Source organism: Massilia mucilaginosa (genome assembly GCF_011682145.1).
In the GTDB taxonomy this organism is placed as follows: Bacteria; Pseudomonadota; Gammaproteobacteria; order Burkholderiales; family Burkholderiaceae_D; genus Telluria_A; species Telluria_A mucilaginosa.
This window is the reverse complement of sequence record NZ_WHJH01000004.1, coordinates 234,957-252,370: the sequence shown is the minus strand read 5'-3', so window position 1 is coordinate 252,370 and position 17,414 is coordinate 234,957. Positions and strand designations below refer to the sequence as shown.

Sequence of the window (17,414 nt, the reverse complement as noted above, 5' to 3'; positions counted from 1 at the left end):
CGCAGTGTCAAAGAACCCTGCATTACCTATTTTGTGCCCATGCCATGAAGCTCCATTCCAGCCCCACCCAACAATACCAGACCGTGACCGGTTACGACGATACCGGCGTCGAAATCAACGCCCAGCGCTTCGATTACAGCCTGCTGGTCATGCCCGAGACGCCCCCGCGCCCCTGGCCCGTCGCCAGTTTCGAGGCGCTCACGGCCGAGCATTTCGAGAAAATCGAAGCCGACCAGCCGGACGTGCTCATTCTCGGCACCGGCGACAAACAGCGCTTCGTGCATCCGAAACTGATCGCCGCACTGCTCGAGCGCCGCATCGGCTGCGAATGCATGGACAACAAGGCCGCCTGCCGCACCTATAACATCCTGATGGGCGAGGGACGCAAGGTGACCCTGGCCCTGATCCTGGGCGAAGCGCGATAACCCACGCTTGCGACGACCGCCAGCTTTAAGGACCGTCGTTCCCGCGCAGGGCTGGGCGCCCCCACGGGAACGACGGCGCGGACGGTGCAACAGGTAACGACAGGGCGACCCAGCCGTCACTCCGCTACTTGCAATCCGGCACTCCGCCCCCATATCTGCTGCGCCCAAACACATTTCCCCTGTTGCGCTGCGGGGTATAAAATCAGCGCTGACTCACCTTCAGGAGAGAACCTGTGGCTGATAGCCAAACTGCAGCACCTTTTACCGACTTCTCCGCCGTCATGACGGGCGACAAGCCGTTCCAGCTGTCCGGCCGCCCCGCCCGCTACACCGTGCTGTACTTTTATCCAAAAGACAACACACCGGGCTGCACCACCGAAAGCATCGCTTTCCGCGACCTGCACGAACAGTTCCAGCAAGCCGGCACCGACATCTACGGCATCAGCCGCGATTCGCTGCGCTCGCACGAAGGCTTCAAATCCAAGCTCGGGCTGCCGTTCGAACTCATTTCCGACCCGGAAGAAGCCATGTGCCTCCAGTTCGGTGTGATGAAAATGAAGAATATGTACGGTAAGCAAGTGCGCGGCGTCGAACGCAGCACGTTTGTAATTGACGCTGATGGTAAATTGATGAAAGAATGGAGAGGCGTGAAAGTCCCTAATCACGCCGAGGACGTGCTGGAGTTTGTAAAGAGCCAACCTTGAGAGGGACATTTCTTATCCAGGGGACCCTGTCGATCAACCCGCAGCAGAACCGATTGCACCAGCCATTTTGAGTCACACCTTCCGTTTCCAGCATCATCCCAATCTGGCGGCCTGCCGGCCCGGCCACTATGCCGGGCCCGACCACCACCCCCTTAGTTCGCACAGCCGCATCGAGCCCGCCGCCACAAGCGCCGCCTGCGCCGACGCCTCCGGGCTATCCTCCTGCACCTTTTTAGATTGAGACCCTGATGCCACTGCCAAAAATCCCCACCAAGCCAGCCACCCTGCTGCTGGCCGAAGATTATCCAAAAGCCGAGCGCGGCAACAAGCCTGCGCCGGTCGCGGCCGCCAAGCCAAAACTGAGCGCGGTGGCCGAAATCGCCGTCGAACCGGTCGCACAAGCGCCGGCCAAGGCCACGCGCGCCAAGGCCCCGGCCAAGAAAGCCGCCCTGGTCGCCGCGCCGGCCCAAGCCGCCCCGGCGCCGCTGATCACGTCGCCAGCCGTCATGGAGACGCCGATCGCCAAACCTGCCGCTCGCGGCAAGGAAAAGCAGCCGCTCGACCTGGAAGCGCCGCACCCGGCCAAGCACAAGGCCGTCGAAATGGTGGTCAAGTCCTCCGCCAGCCGCAATGCCGACCAGACCGGCAAGACCAAGATGTTCGTGCTCGACACCAACGTGCTGATGCACGACCCATCGTCGCTGTTCCGCTTCGAAGAGCACGACGTCTACCTGCCGATGATGACGCTCGAAGAGCTCGACGACCATAAAAAGGGCATGTCCGAAGTGGCGCGCAATGCCCGCCAGGTGTCGCGCACGCTCGACGCGCTGGTCGGCAACATCGACGACGGCGCCATCGAAAGCGGCATCCCGCTGGCCAAGCTGGGCAACAAGGACGCCAAGGGCCGCCTGTTCTTCCAGACGCGCCTGCAAAACGGCCCGACCCTGCCGGAAGGCCTGCCGGTCGGCAAAGCCGACAACCAGATCCTCGGCGTGGTGCGCAACCTGGAAGCCGAGCAGCCGGGCCGCGCCATCGTGCTGGTGTCGAAAGACATCAACATGCGCATCAAGGCACGCGCGCTGGGCTTGCCTGCCGAAGACTACTTCAACGACCACGTGCTGGAAGACAGCGACCTGCTGTACTCGGGCATCGTGCAATTGCCGGACGACTTCTGGAACAAGAACGGCAAGGACATGGAGTCCTGGCAGGAAAACAAGAACGGCGTCTCGTCGACCTTCTACCGCGTGACCGGCCCGACCATGCTGACCTTGCTGGTGAACCAGTTTGTCTACCTGGAACCAAAGAATGGCGAAGCGCCGTTCTACGGCCAGGTCAAGCAGCTCAACGGCAAAACCGCCGTGATCCAGACCCTGCGCGACTTCAGCCACAACAAGAACAACGTGTGGGGCGTCACCGCGCGCAACCGCGAGCAGAACTTTGCGCTGAACCTGCTGATGAATCCGGAATGCGACTTCGTCACCCTGCTCGGCCAGGCCGGTACCGGCAAGACCCTGCTGGCCCTGGCGGCCGGTCTGGCGCAGGTGCTTGAGACCAAGCTGTACAACGAAATCATCGTCACCCGCGTCACCGTGCCGGTGGGCGAAGACATCGGCTTCCTGCCGGGTACCGAGGAAGAGAAGATGGGTCCGTGGATGGGCGCCTTCGACGACAACCTCGAAGTGCTCAACAAGTCCGATTCGGATGGCGGCGAGTGGGGCCGCGCGGCAACGCAAGACCTGATCCGCTCGCGCATCAAGATCAAGTCGCTCAACTTCATGCGCGGCCGTACCTTCGTGAACAAGTTCCTGATCATCGATGAAGCGCAGAATCTGACGCCGAAACAGATCAAGACCCTGGTCACGCGCGCCGGTCCCGGCACCAAGATCCTGTGCCTGGGTAACATCGCCCAGATCGACACGCCGTACCTGACCGAAGGCTCGAGCGGCCTGACCTACGTGGTCGACCGCTTCAAGGGCTGGTCGCACAGCGGCCACGTGACCCTGGCGCGCGGCGAACGTTCGCGCCTGGCCGACCACGCGAGCGAAGTGCTGTAACACGCTTGATCCTATTTCGCTAATCACTGACTAGTTCAGTCGAAACGGTCTCTCTCCAGTCATCTGGACAGAGGCCGTTTTCTTTTGCTGGATGCTTTGTAAGGGACGCAATGGACACAGTGCCGCATGACGAAGGCGCGCTCTTGACAGGCCGCGCAGCGGAGACGGACGCGCTGCGCGCCGCCTTCGCCGCCGGCTGCCGGCGCAAGCAATGGGGCTTGCTCGTCACCGGCGGCGCCGGTGCCGGCAAGTCGGCGCTGCTGGCGCAGCTGGGCGCGATGGCGGCCAGCCAGGGCGGCTGGTTCGTCAGCGGCAAATTCGACCAGTACCGGCACGATGCGCCGTCGGCCATCGTCCAGGCCATGCGCGCGCTGGGCCGCCTGCTGCTGGGCGAACCGGCGGCGGCGCGGCAGCGCCAGCGCGAGCGCATCCTGGCGGCGCTCGATACCAACGCCGGCCTGGTCGCCGCCGGCCTGCCCGAATTCGCCCTCCTGCTCGGCCGCATCGAGGCCGCCGACAGCGACCCGGCGCGCCACCAGGCCCGCATGCGCACCGCCTTCCTCGACCTGCTGCGCGCCGTGGTGTCGCCTTCGCGCCCGGTGGTCATCGTCATCGACGATCTGCAATGGGCGGGACCGGCGGCGCTGGCCGCGTTCGACGCCTTGCTGCGCGACGCGACCCTGCACGGCCTGTTCTTGGTGGGCGCCTTCCGCAACGACGACGTCGACGCCGCCCACCCGCTGCATGCCATGCTGCTGCGCTGGCGCGCCTGCGCGACGCTGGAAGTGAACAACCTGCCGCAGGCTGGCATGGGCGCCTTCGTCGGCCGGCTCGCAGGCCTGGAGACGCAGCGCTGCGCCGCCCTGGCCGCCATCATCGGCCAACGCACGCGCGGCAATCCCTTCGACACGATCGAGCTGGTCGACGCGCTGCGCAGGCACGGACTGCTGCGCGCCGATGACGACATGGCGCCCATCCTCGCCTTCATCGCGCAGCGCGACGTCACCAGCCTGCTGGCGCTGCGCATCGCCCGCCTGCCGCCGGCACCGCGCCTGATGCTGCGGGTGCTGGCCTGCCTCGGCGGCGCGGTCGATGCGCAGGTGCTGGCGTTGGCCGCAGGGTGCGATGCGGCCGCACTGGCGCCGGCGCTCGCCGATGGACTGGTGCTGGCGTCCGGGCGCGCCCTGCGCTTCTGCCACGACCGCGTGCAGCAGGCGGTCTACGAAGGCATGCCGGCCGGCGAACGCCAGGCGCTGCACCTGGCCATCGGCCGTCGCCTGCTGGCGCGGGAGGGGCAGGAAGCCGGCGCATCGGAACAGTATCTGGCGCTGGCCGACAGCCCGTCCGACCCGGCCGAACGGCGCCAGGTCGCCACGCTGTTCGGCCAGGCCGCGGCCCAGGCCCGCACCCAGGCCGACTACGCGCTCGAAGAGCGCTTCCTGAACGCCGCCGTGCGCCTGCATGGCGCCGCCCCTGCGCTGATGCGCGCCTGGCACGCGTCCCTGTACAGCCTTGGCCGCCACGCCGAGGCCGACGCGGTGTACGCGCGGATAGCCGGCGGCGACACCAGCCTGACCGACCTGATCGAAGCGGCCTCGGTGCAGATCGACAGCATGACCAGCCGCCGCCTCCTGCCCGCTGCCATCGACCTCGGAATCGCCCTGCTGGCCCGCGCCGGTGTCGTGCTGGCCGACTGCGGGCCGGCGCGGCTCGACGCCATCGCCGCCTGGGCCTACAGCGGCGCGCTGGACGCCGACCTGCGGCGCCCCGCGCCGCTAGATCCGCATGTGCAGGCGGTCGGCAGGCTGCTGCACCTGACCACGCTGGCAAGCTACTACGCCGACGACCAGCGCCTGGTGCCGCTGCTGGTGCGCTACCAGCAGATGTGGATCGAGCACGGTCCCTGCGCGGCGCTGCTCAAGACCTTCGGAACGCTGCCGATCCTGTTCAAGCAGCGCGGCGACTACCGCACCGGCCATGCGATGCTGATCAAGGCGCAGGCAATCGGCAAGGCGCGCGGCTACGACTACGAGTCCGCCTGGCTGCAGCACGTGTTCGCGCTGGCGTCGCTGCACTGGGTCGAGCCGCTCGAAAACGCCATCGCCCACGCGCGCCAGGCGCGCCGGGTGCTGCTGCAACACGGCGACGTTCAATACGCGACCCACAGCTACCACACCGAGATCGTGGCGCAGCTCGAGTGCGCGCCGACCCTGGACATGCTCGCGGCGCTCCTGTCCGAGGCCGAAGCGAGCACCGGGCGTGGCGGCAACGTCACCGCCAGCCGCGTCCACCGCAGCTACCGCTACCTGCTCGATGTGGTGCGCGGCGCGATCGACATGCACTTCCCGGCGCCCGCCGGCGACCTCGATACGCCCACCGCCTGCCTGGTGCGCGCGCATGTGGCCCTGCTGTTCGGCGACGACGACGCGCTGGCGCGCCATTCGGCGGCCGCCATGCCCTTGCTGGCCTCTTTTGCCGGCATCTATGCGGCCGCCCTGGGCTACCTGTTCCGCGCGCTGGCGCTGGCGCGGCAGGCGCACGATGACAAAGACGCGCTGCGCGAACTGGGCGCCTGCCGCGACTGGATGGCGCTGCGCGCCGCGGACGCGCCGCGCAATTTCGCCCATCTGGTCACGTGGATCGACGCCGAACGCGCCTGGGCCAGCGGCGCGCCGGCCGCTGCCGCCACGCTGTTCGACCACGCGCTGCTGGCCATGCGCGCGCACCGGCGGCCCTGGCAGCGCGCCGCGATCACCGAGCGCGCCGGCCTGTGTTACCTTGCGCAGGGCCTGGAATACGTGGGCGCCTCGCTGCTGACCGAGGCGCTGCGCCATTACGAGGCCTGGGGCGCGTCGGCCAAGGCCAGCGCGCTGCGCGGGCGGCATGCCTTCCTGCGCAACGCGGCCGCGCCGGCGCGCCGCGCGGCCGATGCCGCCAATGCGCCGCTGGACAACATCGACCTGCTGGCCGTGCTGCGGGCCTCGCAAGCCCTGAGCGCCCAGACCACCCTGGCGCGCTTGCAGGAGCGCGCCGGCGAGCTGCTTTGCGCGCTGGCCGGCGCCAGCGCCGCGCAGCTGCTGATTTGCCCGGTCGCGAACACCCCCGCCCTGCCCATGTCGCTGCTGCGCCATGTCGAGCGCACGCGCGAGGTACTGCTGCTCGACGATGCGCTGCAGGATGACCGGTTTGCGCGCGACCCGTATTTTGAAGGGCGCAGCCAGTGTTCGGTCCTGGCCGTGCCGATCTTCAAGCAGCATGTGCCGCACGCCGTCCTGCTGCTGGAGAACGGCAGCGTGCGCGGCGCCTTCACCGCCAATCAACTCGACACGGTGATGCTGATCGCCGGCCAGCTCACCATCTCGCTGGTCAACCTGGAAAACCATGATGAATAGACTGACCCTCGCCATCGGCGCCGCGCTGGTCCTGCTGGCCGCCAAGGCCTTTGCCCAGCCAGCGCCGGCCGCCGACAGGATCGCCGCCCTGGTGTCCGCACTGTCGACGAACCAGCTCTGGATGAACGGCATGACGCCGCACCTCCGGCTGGGCGCCGACGCTTCCCCCTCGGAGGTACTGGACCGGTGTTTTCAGATGATGCGCTTTGACGCGGGACCGATCGAGGATTACAAGATCGTCGCCGTACGCGATGTGCTCATTGCGCCGGAGGACAAACGTTCACCCAAACTGACCGCCGTGCTGGTCGAGTCGAACCTCGGCCCGAAGATCGTGCTGATGCGATTCGAGGGAACGCACTGGTGGACCCGCGCGTTCGACGCCAGGTAAACGCCGCCGTGGCGTCAACCGCTTTCCACCCGCGCCCGAAGGCGCTCGCGGTAGCGCCCCGGCGACACATTGAACCAGCGCTTGCACGCCCTGAACAAGGTGCCCTGGTTGGCGAAGCCGAGCCGGAAACTGATCTCGGTAAAGCACAAACTGGTCTGATCCAGATAATGCGCGGCCTGCTCGCGCCGCACCGCGTCGACCAGCTGCACATACGAGGTCCCCTCGTCCTGCAGGCGCCGGTGCAAGGTGCGCTCGCTCATGCACAGCGCCCTGGCCACGTCGCCGCGCGCCGGTTCGCCGTCGGCCAGGCACGCCATCACCAGCTCGCGCACGCGCCGCGTGGTGCGGGCGTCGCCCAGGCGCGCCAGGCGCTCGTCGGCGAAGCGCTCGTGCAGTTCGGTCAGCAGCGGATTGCCGGTCATCAGCGCCAGCCCCAGATCGGCCTGTGAAAAACACAGGCGATAGTGCCTCGTGCCGAAATGGCAGGGACAGCCGAACGCCGCCAGGTACGGCAGCAGGTTGGCCGGCCGCGCGTGCGCCAGGTCGACCGACTGCGGGCGCAGCTCGCGTCCAGTCATCCAGCGGCACAGATTGGTAAACATGAGCAGTGCGAAATCGTAGCGTTCGCCGGGCACGTCCTCGCCCAGCGCCAGGGTCAGGCTGCAACCCTGGCTGTCGAATGCCAGTTCCACCGTGGCCGCGCTGCTGATGATCGGCACGTACTGCGCCATGCGGCGCACGGCGGCATCGAGGTCGGGGCTGGACATCATCACATGCAAGGCCGCGCCGAAGCAGGCCGGCTTGGCGGCGCCTTCGAGTGCCAGGCCCAGATGCGGGTGGCCCGACTGCTGCGCCGCCAGCGACCACAGGGCCGAGACGGCGGCGCTGTCGAAGCGGCCGTCGGGATCGTCCAGCTCGTCCAGCGGCAAGCCGGCTTCCTCCAGCAATGACAGCGGCTCAAGACCGAGCGCGCCGATCATCTCGACGATCCCTTTTACCCATGCTGCGGACACGGTCGGTCTGGATATCGTCACGGAAATGGGAACCTCGTCTTTCTGGCCCGCGAAAACGGCTGCGGCCACGCCTTGGCGCTGTGCCGCCCTGCTCGCATCATACTATGAACCCATTGTCACGAAAACAACTCCTTCAGTTTGTTGTCATCGGCGCCACAGCCGCCCCGCATGGCCCGGAAAGCGAGCGAATTGGCCTGTCCGGCGACTGCCCGGCCTGACCGCCACGCATATAGTGGTTGTCCACAACTAAAGGAGACACTCATGCGACACGCATTCACCCAGGCCGCAAGGTCCGCACTCGCCCTCGGTTTGTTCGCAGCGGGACTCGGACTGTCCGGCGCGGCCGCGGCCCAGGAACCGATCATTTTCGTGCACGGCTACAGCGGCTCGTCGTCCAACTTCGACGCCATGCTCATGCGCTTTACGGCCAGCGGCTATCCGCGCGCGAAGCTGTACGGCTTCAACTACAGCTCCCTGACGAGCAGCGACCGCACCAGCGCCGCCTCGCTCAACACCTTCATCAACAGCGTCCGCGCCAGCAACGGCAACCAGCCGGTCAGCGTGATCGCCCATTCGAACGGCGGACTGGTGGTGCGCTGGCAGCGCGCCAAGCTCGGCGGCCAGGCCGGCATGCGCCGCTTCATCACCCTGGGCACGCCGCACAAGGGCACCACCAGCGCCTACGGTTGCTATTCGCCGGCATGCTTCGACATGCGGCCCGGCTCGTCGTTCATCACCCAGCTGGCCGGCGCCGGTTGCGACCGCTCGCTGTGGTCGGCCAACGATGGCGTGATCCTGCCGGCGAGTAATGCGCAGTGCGGCACCAGCGTGCAGACCGCCAGTGTCGGCCACATTGCGATGCTGACCGACACCAGCGTCTACAACCAGGTCCGCGCGCAACTGCCGTAATACAAGCAACCAGGACAAGGATCAGCCATGGATTTTTACCGCACATCGGCCGTTTTGCGCCGCCACTGTCTGGTCCTGCTGCTGGCGTTGACGGGGGCGCACGCCGCGCCTCCGGACACTGCGTCGAGTATCGTCGCGCTGGTCGGCGACCAGCCGGTTCGTACAGCCTTGCTCGACGCGCTCGTCGACGCCAACGCCGGCCGTGCCAATCCCTTCGATGAAGAAAGCGCGCAAGACCGCCAGGCGCGCAGCGACGCCCGCGCCGCGCTCGACCGCAACGCACTGCTGGGCGAACTGGTGACCATGGAACTGATGGCGCAGGAAGCGGTCAAACTGAAGCTGCACGAGTCGCCCGAGCTGGTGGCCGAAGCGGAGCTGGCCTACAAAACGCTGCTGCAGCGCGATCTGGTGCGGCACCTGCTGTCCACCATTCCGGTGACCGAAGACGAGATCGCGCAGCGCTACCAGGGCGTGCCAAACGAGCGCCAGTTCCAGCTGGCCACGCTCGATGTGGCCGGTCCCGCGCAGGCACGCGCCGCGCTGGCCGCACTGCGCGCGGGCAAGCGCTTTGCGCAGGTTGCCAGGCGCTATTCAAGCGCGCCCAATCCGCCCGCGCCAGGCTGGCTGATGGCGGCCCAGATGGATAGCGCCCTGGCGCAGCAAGTGGCCGGCATGCGTGCGGGCCAAGCCATCGAACGCCCGCTGCCGCAGGGCGGCTCGCAAGTCGTGCAACTGATCGCCACCAGGCAGATGCCCAAGCCGGCACTGGCCGAACTGCGGCTCGGCTTGCGCACCCGGATCATGCAGGAACGGCTCGGCCAGCGCATCGAAGCGCTCAAGACGGGCGCCGCCATCCGGCTCACGGCCGGGCGCGTGGCGCCGCCGGAGTCCGTCAGATGAGCATCAAGGGACCGCTGGCCGGCATCGCGGCCGTGCTGATCGCCGGCGCGCTGCTGTACCGCGCCCCCGTCCCCGACGCCCCCGCCACGCCCGAACAGCGCACCGGGCAGGCGGTCGAACGCAGCTTTGCGTTGCTGGCCGAGACCAGCGCGCTCTTCGGCGCGATGCCGGACCAGCCGGGTCGCGCGCCCTCGTTCCGACTCGGCGCCGACGGCAAGCTGGCCATCGACGAACGCACCAGCATCCTGCTCGACGTGCTGCTGGCGAGCCTGCCGCGCCATCCCGGCCGCGCCGAGATGGACAAGCTTGAACAGGAGCTGGCGGCCGGCCTGCCGCCCGATGCGGCGCCCGAGCTGGCGCAACTGCTGCGCAACTACGTGGCCTACCGCGAGCTCGAAACGCAGCTGGGCGAACGCCAGCGCCTTGATGCCGCGCTCACGCCCGAGCAGGCGCTGGAGCAGCTGCATGCCCTGCGCATCGGGCACTTCGGCGAGCGGCTGGCCGCGTCAATGTATGGGAAAGAAGAGAAACAGATGCGCGCCGACCTGGCCGCCACGCGCCCGGGCGCGCCCGAGCCGCACAGTGCACTGGCGGCGGACCCCGCGCTCGACCGTCTGCGCGCCGATGTGGCCGCGCTGCGCAGCACCGGGACGCCCGAAGCGAAGGTGGCCGCCTTGCGCCAGCAGGTGCTCGGGGCCGAGCGCGCGCAGCAATTGCAGGACACGGAACAGGTGCAATCGGACTGGGAACAGCGCAGCGCCGCCTTCCTCGCCGCCGTGAAGCCGGGCAGCGATATGGAAAGCCTGCTGCGCGGCCTGTACTCGGAACAGGAAATGCCGGCCGCGCGCGCCTACAACATGGAGCGCCTGCGCAGCCAGCAGCCGGGCGCTGCGCGCTAGCGTACCTCGCAGTCGACCGTCTGCGGCTTGGCCAGGCCGGTGGCGGTAGTCAACACCGTCGGGATGCTGAACATCGGCGGCGGAGTGAACTTGAGGCCAGGATTGCTCGGCACGCTCAGCGCCGGCGTTTGCATGTTCGGCGTGAATCCGAACTGGCCAGCCGAAAAATTCGTGCTGCCGCCGGCATTGTTCAACATGATCGCCCCGTCAATCACGAACACGTGCAAGCCGGGCGAGAGTGAGTTGGCGACCGGCTGCGGCACCGGCGAGCGCGTCAGCGGCGGCACATACTGCGCAACAAAGGTCGTGCCGCGAATGCCGATGGTGGCGGTGGGCGTCTTGAGCTGGAACTTCTCCTTGTTGCGCTTGCCCAGCAGCCCGGTCAGCGAGCGCAGCCCGCCCTGGAGCAGGCTGAAACTGGCGCTGTCGGCTTCCGGCTTGCCGGTCTCATAAGCGAAGGCCTCGATCTTGAAGGTGGTCCCCGGCCGCAAGGTGATTTCGCTGTTGTCGATGAAGCGGATCTGGGCGTAGGTGTTCTTTTCGGACACCAGCGTATCGCCCTGCTCCACTTCGGATTTGACACCCAGCACCTTCACGCTGCCGTCGGCCTTCTTGACCATCAGCGGCCCGCTCAGGTTGACGATGGTGCCGGCCACCTGCGCCGCCCACGCCATCCCGAACGACCCCGCCAGCAAGACACCCGCGAGCGCCTTAATTGCAATACGTCTTTTTGCGCAGTTCACTCGCGTCTCCTTTAACATTACTCGTCGCGACGGTTTTCACGCCATCGTCCTTGATTGCCGGTTTTTCTGCGGTGGCCGTCGTCACGCTGTTGACGGCGTTGACCGTGTTGACGACCACTTCATTGAGCGTGCTGTCGGCCAGTTGCTGCGGGGGCGCCACCACCGTGCAGCCGGGCGCCGTCGGATTGGCCACGCAGGCGCTCACCGGCGGCAGCACCACGGCGCACCCTTGCAGGCTCGGACTGCCGGTGCACTGGGACAGGGTCGGCAGCACGGCGCTGCAACCGGCCGCGGTTGGCGTCGCCTCGCACTGGCTCAGGCGCGGCAGCACCACTGCGCAACCCGGTGCCGATGGCGTGGCAACGCACTGCGCCAGCGCCGGCAGGACCGCGCCGCAACCGGCCAGGCCAGGTGCGGCGCTGCACTGCGCCACGCTCGGCAAGACCACGTTGCAGGCCGCCAGCGACGGCGTCACGCTGCACTGGGCCAGGGTCGGCAAGACCACCGAGCAACCGAGCGCGCCAGGATTGGCCACGCAGCTCTGCAGACTCGGCAAGACCGCGCCGCAGCCCGGCAAGCCGACATTGCCGACGCACTGGTTCAGGGTCGGCAAGACCACGTTACAACCCGGCACGGCGGCATTCGCCGCGCATTGGGCCAGGGTCGGCAGCACCACCACGCACCCGCTGGCGCCCGGATTGGCCACGCACTGGCTCAGCGACGGCAGCACCACCGCGCAGCCCGGCGTGGCCGGGTTGGCGACGCAGCGGCTCAGCGCCGGCAGGACCACGCCGCAGCCGGGCAGGCTGGTCGAGGAAATGCACTGGGTCAGGGTCGGCAGCACGACTGCGCACCCGGCCTGGGTGGGCGCGGCCACGCATTGGGCCACGCCCGGCAGCACCACGGCGCAGCCCGGTAAACCTGGACTGGCGCTGCACGCCGCCAGCGATGGCAGCACCACGTTGCAGCCGGCCTGGGTCGGGCTGGCCACGCAGGCGGACAGGGTCGGCAGGACCGCCGCGCAACCGGCGCGCGACGGCGTCGTCAGGCAGGCGCCCAGGGTTGGCAGCACCACCGCGCAACCGCTGGTCGACGGCGCGGCAACGCAGGCATTCAGGCTCGGCAGCACTTGCGCGCAGCCGGGCTGGGTCGGATTCACGCTGCACTGGGACAGGGTCGGCAGCACCACGCTGCAACCGGCCGTCGCTGGCGCGGCGCTGCAAGCGGCCAGGGTCGGCAGGACGGCGCCGCAGCCTGCTGTTGCGGGATTGGCGACGCAGGCGCTCAGTGCCGGCAGCACAGCGGAGCAGCCTGGCGCGGTGGGACCAAGCACGCAGACAGCGACCGACGGCAACACGACGTCGCAGCCGCCCATGGACGGGGCGGCGACGCAGGCGCTCAGCGATGGCAGCACCGCGCTGCAGCCGGGCTTGCCGGGATTGGCGCTACAGGCGTCCAGCGACGGCAGGATCGCCGCGCAGTAAGCGCCAGCCGGATCGGCGACGCAGGCCGCAAACGCGTTCGCCAGCACCTGTGCGCAACCATTCTTGCCTGGCGCGGCGACGCAGGCCGGCAAGGTCGTCGACATGTCGGGCAGGCCGGTGACGGTACCGCTGGCGCTGCCGATGGTGCCGTTGCCGCTGAGTGCCGGCGTACTCAGCGAAATATTGCCGGACGTCGCGCTGACGCTGCCCTTGTTCACAATCGACCCACCCACCAGCGACATATTGCCGGCGCCGGACGTGACAGAGCCCTGCGGCCCGATGCCCAGTTCGCCGCCGTTGCCCGCTTGCAGCGCGATGGCGCCGCCTTGGGAGTCGATGCTGCCATTGATGGCCAGCGGGCTCTGGGTCGACAGATTGACGGCGCCGCCCAGGGTGGTGACCGACTTACCGTCCGGCAAAGTCATGCCGCCCTTGTTGGCGACGATGATGGCGCCTTTGTTGTTGCCGCCGCTCTGGCTCAGGTTGCCGAGCGCAAGGGTGCCGCTGTTGCTGATATTGAGCGGCGCGCTGCCATTCTCGACGGTATTACTGCCGTCCAAAAGGGCCGTCTGGGTGTACAGCGGCGTGGCGGATGTGCCGGCTCCCTGTTTGGTAATGAGCGAGAGCGAGCCGGCCTTGATCGGCGCCGCGCTGGTGTTGACGATGCTCGCCGCGTCCACCTGCATCCCGCCGGCGATCGTGACCGGCGCGTTGAGGACGATGCCGCCCTGGCCGCTCATGAGCAGATAATTGGCTTTCAGCGCTCCGCCAGCGCCTCCCAGCGCCGAGTTGACCACGATCTTGCCGGCATACTGATTGCCGCCGATGATCAGCGCCTGCGCCTCGATGGCGGCCAGTTGCGCCGGCGCCAGCGTCACGCTGCCGGGCACGATTTCGCCGGCCGCGATGGCGATATCGCCTCCGTAGGTCGACGGGCGCAAGGTCACCGAGGGGTTCTGCTGGAACTGCGCCGGTCCGACCGCGCCCAGCAGGCCCATCTGGCTGGCCCCGATCGTGACCATGCCGCCGCTTTTCAGGGCGGCGCCGGCCGACAGCTGGAACACGTTCACGGCGTTGAACGTCATGTCGCCCACGCCGCTGTTGGCCAGCGCGCCGGGGGTGAACATGATGTTGGCTCCGTTGAGCGTCATATTTCGGCCGCCGGTGGTCAGCGCCTTGTTGACGTAGATGGTGCCAACGCCCTTGGCCAACACATCGGCGCTCAGCGTCATCGGCCTGCCGGCGGTCGAGACGTCGGCGTCGACCGTGATGTTGTTGCCCGCCTGGATAGACAGGCTGCCGGCGGCGCCGGGTGCGCGCGTGATGGCTTCGCTGATCAGCACATCGTTCGAGGCCTGGATCACGATGTCGGCGGATAGTGCGGCGTTGTTGAGCACCGCGACGTTGAGCAGCGACACGCCGTCATCCGGGGCATCGCTGAATTGATCGAAGTCGGCCAGCACGTCGCTGCCGGTGCCGCCGATGGTGATATCGAAGGGATCGAGCAGCCAGGTGCCGCGCGCGCCGGTGTCGACCCGGATGCCTTCCACGTTCAGGTAGTGTCCCGAGGTCTCGACCAGCCCGCCCCTGCCGCCGCGGCCCCGGGCCGCAATGCTGCCGAAGGCGCGCGTGGCGCCGCTTGACCACAGCACCACGGTACCGCCGTCGCCGCTCTCGGTGGCGTCGGCGCGGATCGAGGCCGCCTTGCCCATCACGGTCTGCTGCGCATTGCGCACCAGCGCATTCCGGCCCTGCCAGCCGCCGCCGACCAGCACCGTGCCGCCACCGGCCACGCCGCTGGCGTCGATGCGGGCGTCGCCCATCAAGCCGACGCGTTCGCCCTGCACGCTGATCTCGCCGCCTTTGCCGGCGCCGGTGGCGCTGCTCACGCTGCCCGCTTCGAGCTGGGCGTCGGCGCTGGCCTTGAACACGATCTTGCCGTTCTCGCCGACGCGCGCGCTGTCGGCGCTGACCAGCCCGCGCTGTTTGACCAGCGCGCCGTAGATGCCGATCTTGCCGCCGTGCGCAATCAGCTGCCCCAGGTTCAGGGCGGCATTGGCCGGGCTCGATACCACCACGTGCAAGTCGGGATTGCTCGAATCGACCAGTTGCACGCTGTGCCCGGCCGCCAGCACCACGTCGCCCTGCGGCGAAGTGATGATGCCGCTGTTCTCGACATTCGGCGCGATCAAGAACACCTTGCCGCCCGACGGAGTGGTGATCGACCCCTGGTTGACGACGCTGCCGGCGCTGGCCGGCCCGCTAAAGTTGCGCTTGCCCGCCAGGAAGTCGGCATTGCTCATGTTGAGCGTGGACGCGGTCAGGCCGTTGACATCGATGCGCGCATCGCGCCCGAACAGGATGCCGTTCGGGTTAATCAGGAACACCTGCCCGTTCGACTGCAAGGCGCCGAGGATGCGGCTCGGGTCCTGCCCGACGATGCGGTTGAGCACCGCGCTGCTGGCGTCCTGCTGGATGAAGCGCGTGATGTCGCCCGCACCCACCGAAAAACTCTGCCAGTTGATGATGGTGTTGGGCGCGTTCGTAATCGAAAATACATTGCCCTGCTGCGAAAACGTGGCCTGGCCGGCCACCACCTGAGGGGAAGCCGGCGCTGCATGGACGCTATGGATTCCGGCGAAGGCCAGCAGCAACGGGAGGCAAAGTCGCTGCAACAGGCGGGTGGATTGGTTCTGGATAGTCATCTGTTTCACCTTTAGTAGGCAAGGCCTACGCGGACATGCACTTTGTTCTTGTCGTTCACCCCGGCGTCGCGGCGCAGCACATGGCCATAGTCGATCTGCATGTTGAGCGAGCTGCCCATCGAAAAGCGCCATCCCAGGCCGGCACTGGACACCGTGGCGCGCGCGGCTTCGCCGGGCAGCGCTTGGTGGCGGCGGCCGTGGGCGCCATCGTAAAAGGCCAGCACGCGGCACTGCCAGCGTTCGCGCACGGCGCAAAAGTTCGGGGTATAGACTTCGAGATTGGCCAGCACGCCGGAGTCTGTGGAGACGGCGCGCTCTTCCAGAGCGCGCACCGAGGATGCGCCACCGGCGCCGAACTGCTCGCCCGGCACCAGCGCGTCGCCCGTCAGCTGGCCGTTGACAAGCGCGCGCACCTGCCAGTCGGCCCCGAAGGCGCGGGTAAATGCCGCGCTGACGCGGGCGATGGTGTAGCCGGCTTTGGCGCCGGCGCGGTTGCGCGCAAAGTCAACGCTCTCGCCGCGGGTGCCGCCGGGAATATTGCGCACCAGCGCGACCGACAGATTGGCTTCGCCGCCGCCCACGGGCGTGCTGGCCAGCCATGTCACACTCACCGGATGAACCGTGATGTCGTTGCCAAAATTCTCGCCCGAAAACAGCACGCTGTTCTTGAAGGCCTTGTGGTCGAACCCGTACACCAGGCGCGGTTCCAGGCTGCCGCGCCGCGCCAGGCCCTGGTTGTAGCGCACGCCCGCCACGGTGCCCTTGCCGCTCACCGCCAGGTTGAAGATGCCGGCCGTGACCGAACCCGAATCGATATCCGAATAACTGGCGTACAGGTCGACCGAGTCGCCCAGTTCGTACAGCGGAATGTGATAGCCAGCGCCGTACACGCTCACCTTGCTCGGCTCCTCGACGGTGGTGGTGTACTGCACGCTGCCCACATGGTCGCGGCCCCACAGGTTGGCGTGCTGCAGCACCACGCCGGCGTGGGTCTTGCCGGTTTGGCCGGTGCCGCTGTTGTCCACATTGAGCATGGCGGTCCACGGCTTCTCGTCGGCCACATCGAGCCTGGCGTCGAGCGTGTCGTCGGCGGCGCCGTTCTGCAGGTTCAGCTTGATCTTGCGGGCCGGGTTCTCATTGGCCATGCGCAGATTGGCCGACACCCGGTCCAGGTCGGGCGTCTTCCCTTCTTGCAGGGTGGGCAGGCTGCGCCGCACGTTGGCGTCGTCGACGTGCTTGTTGCCGCTGACGCTGATGCGGCCGATCCTGGTCTGCACCACGTTCAGGCGCACCACGCCGCGATTGAGTTCCTGCTCGGGCAACTGGACCGTGACGACCTGGTAGCCGCGCTGGTGGTACAGCGCTTCGAGCGCTTCGAGCGCGCGCTGGACGTCGCCAAAATCGCGACCGCTGCCGGTAAACGGCGCCAGCGCCGCGTCGAGCTGCGCGGCGGGCAGCAAGGTATTGCCGGCGACATCGAAACGGGCAATGTCGAACCGAATTGCCTCGGTCGCGGCCGGCTCGGTGGCCCAGGCCGCACTGACCGCGCCGGCCAGCACGGCGCCAGCCAGCAGGCGCGCAAAGGGAAGATTCATGGATGAACTCTACGGTGTGTTGTTCGTGTTGGCATGCGTTCAAACTTAGAAAAAAGCCAAGCCACAGGGTGCGTATATGCGCTCAGTTTAACTGCATCATCTCTTGCAACACAGAAATTCTGTTGCAAATTGACGTATTTCAAGCAAGCGTTGTTTAGTGGAGTCAGCGGACGCGACGAAGCCGCAAAAGGCGAGCAAAAACG

General features: G+C 67.5%; 12 protein-coding genes. 8 read left to right on the top strand and 4 right to left on the bottom strand.

Going from position 1 to position 17,414, the window contains the following annotated elements; all coding sequences use genetic code 11:
* Positions 1 to 44 precede the first annotated feature (44 nt).
* The 5 genes from F2P45_RS06185 (at position 45) to F2P45_RS06165 (ending at position 6,963) form a co-directional block, all read left to right on the top strand.
* Positions 45 to 425 (top strand): Mth938-like domain-containing protein, encoded by a 381-nt coding sequence (locus F2P45_RS06185; protein WP_166871491.1) that lies wholly within the window; start codon positions 45 to 47, stop codon positions 423 to 425.
* Between the two features lie 233 nt (positions 426 to 658).
* Complete coding sequence (locus tag F2P45_RS06180; protein WP_166871490.1) at positions 659 to 1,129, top strand: peroxiredoxin; 471 nt, start codon at positions 659 to 661, stop codon at positions 1,127 to 1,129.
* Positions 1,130 to 1,377: 248 nt separating this feature from the next.
* Positions 1,378 to 3,183 carry a PhoH family protein gene (locus F2P45_RS06175; RefSeq protein WP_166871489.1) on the top strand — a complete coding sequence of 602 codons (1,806 nt, stop codon included), beginning with the start codon at positions 1,378 to 1,380 and terminating at the stop codon, positions 3,181 to 3,183.
* Positions 3,184 to 3,293: 110 nt separating this feature from the next.
* Positions 3,294 to 6,575, top strand: a complete 3,282-nt coding sequence (locus tag F2P45_RS06170) for an ATP-binding protein (RefSeq protein WP_166871488.1) — start codon at positions 3,294 to 3,296, stop codon at positions 6,573 to 6,575.
* Complete coding sequence (locus F2P45_RS06165; protein WP_166871487.1) at positions 6,568 to 6,963, top strand: hypothetical protein; 396 nt, start codon at positions 6,568 to 6,570, stop codon at positions 6,961 to 6,963. The genes F2P45_RS06170 and F2P45_RS06165 overlap by 8 nt, the downstream gene beginning before the upstream one ends.
* Before the next feature lie 14 nt (positions 6,964 to 6,977).
* On the opposite strand, the gene F2P45_RS06160 is transcribed toward F2P45_RS06165, so the two are convergent.
* Positions 6,978 to 7,997 carry an AraC family transcriptional regulator gene (locus F2P45_RS06160; protein ID WP_166871486.1) on the bottom strand — a complete coding sequence of 340 codons (1,020 nt, stop codon included), beginning with the start codon at positions 7,995 to 7,997 and terminating at the stop codon, positions 6,978 to 6,980.
* 240 nt (positions 7,998 to 8,237) lie between these two features.
* Here F2P45_RS06160 and F2P45_RS06155 point away from each other — a divergent pair, with 240 nt between their 5' ends.
* The 3 genes from F2P45_RS06155 to F2P45_RS06145 are packed head-to-tail and all read left to right on the top strand — an operon-like array spanning position 8,238 to position 10,684.
* Positions 8,238 to 8,885, top strand: a complete 648-nt coding sequence (locus tag F2P45_RS06155; RefSeq protein WP_166871485.1) for an esterase/lipase family protein — start codon at positions 8,238 to 8,240, stop codon at positions 8,883 to 8,885.
* A 27-nt stretch (positions 8,886 to 8,912) separates the two neighbouring features.
* Positions 8,913 to 9,785, top strand: a complete 873-nt coding sequence (locus F2P45_RS06150; RefSeq protein WP_166871483.1) for a peptidylprolyl isomerase — start codon at positions 8,913 to 8,915, stop codon at positions 9,783 to 9,785.
* Positions 9,782 to 10,684, top strand: coding sequence for a lipase secretion chaperone (locus F2P45_RS06145; protein ID WP_166871481.1), 903 nt, complete (start codon positions 9,782 to 9,784; stop codon positions 10,682 to 10,684). The genes F2P45_RS06150 and F2P45_RS06145 overlap by 4 nt, the downstream gene beginning before the upstream one ends.
* Here F2P45_RS06145 and F2P45_RS06140 read toward each other — a convergent pair.
* From F2P45_RS06140 to F2P45_RS06130, 3 genes are read right to left on the bottom strand one after another with little or no spacing between them, the layout of a single operon-like run.
* Entirely contained in the window at positions 10,681 to 11,427 is a 747-nt protein-coding gene (locus F2P45_RS06140; RefSeq protein WP_370663211.1) for a FecR family protein, read from the bottom strand. The genes F2P45_RS06145 and F2P45_RS06140 overlap by 4 nt on opposite strands.
* Positions 11,396 to 15,616 carry a two-partner secretion domain-containing protein gene (locus F2P45_RS06135; protein WP_166871479.1) on the bottom strand — a complete coding sequence of 1,407 codons (4,221 nt, stop codon included), beginning with the start codon at positions 15,614 to 15,616 and terminating at the stop codon, positions 11,396 to 11,398. The genes F2P45_RS06140 and F2P45_RS06135 overlap by 32 nt, the downstream gene beginning before the upstream one ends.
* A gap of 11 nt (positions 15,617 to 15,627) precedes the next feature.
* A complete protein-coding gene (locus F2P45_RS06130; RefSeq protein WP_166871477.1) occupies positions 15,628 to 17,211 on the bottom strand; it encodes a ShlB/FhaC/HecB family hemolysin secretion/activation protein in 1,584 nt (527 codons plus the stop codon).
* Positions 17,212 to 17,414: the final 203 nt, after the last annotated feature.

Excerpts from the sequence above, each read along its gene's own strand:
- F2P45_RS06185 (WP_166871491.1), top strand. The coding sequence starts at position 45 with ATGAAGCTCCATTCCAGCCCCACCCAACAATACCAGACCGTGACCGGT.
- F2P45_RS06175 (WP_166871489.1), top strand. The coding sequence starts at position 1,378 with ATGCCACTGCCAAAAATCCCCACCAAGCCAGCCACCCTGCTGCTGGCC.
- F2P45_RS06170 (WP_166871488.1), top strand. The coding sequence starts at position 3,294 with ATGGACACAGTGCCGCATGACGAAGGCGCGCTCTTGACAGGCCGCGCA.
- F2P45_RS06165 (WP_166871487.1), top strand. The coding sequence starts at position 6,568 with ATGAATAGACTGACCCTCGCCATCGGCGCCGCGCTGGTCCTGCTGGCC.
- F2P45_RS06155 (WP_166871485.1), top strand. The coding sequence starts at position 8,238 with ATGCGACACGCATTCACCCAGGCCGCAAGGTCCGCACTCGCCCTCGGT.
- F2P45_RS06150 (WP_166871483.1), top strand. The coding sequence starts at position 8,913 with ATGGATTTTTACCGCACATCGGCCGTTTTGCGCCGCCACTGTCTGGTC.
- F2P45_RS06145 (WP_166871481.1), top strand. The coding sequence starts at position 9,782 with ATGAGCATCAAGGGACCGCTGGCCGGCATCGCGGCCGTGCTGATCGCC.
- F2P45_RS06135 (WP_166871479.1), bottom strand. The coding sequence starts at position 15,616 with ATGACTATCCAGAACCAATCCACCCGCCTGTTGCAGCGACTTTGCCTC.
- F2P45_RS06130 (WP_166871477.1), bottom strand. The coding sequence starts at position 17,211 with ATGAATCTTCCCTTTGCGCGCCTGCTGGCTGGCGCCGTGCTGGCCGGC.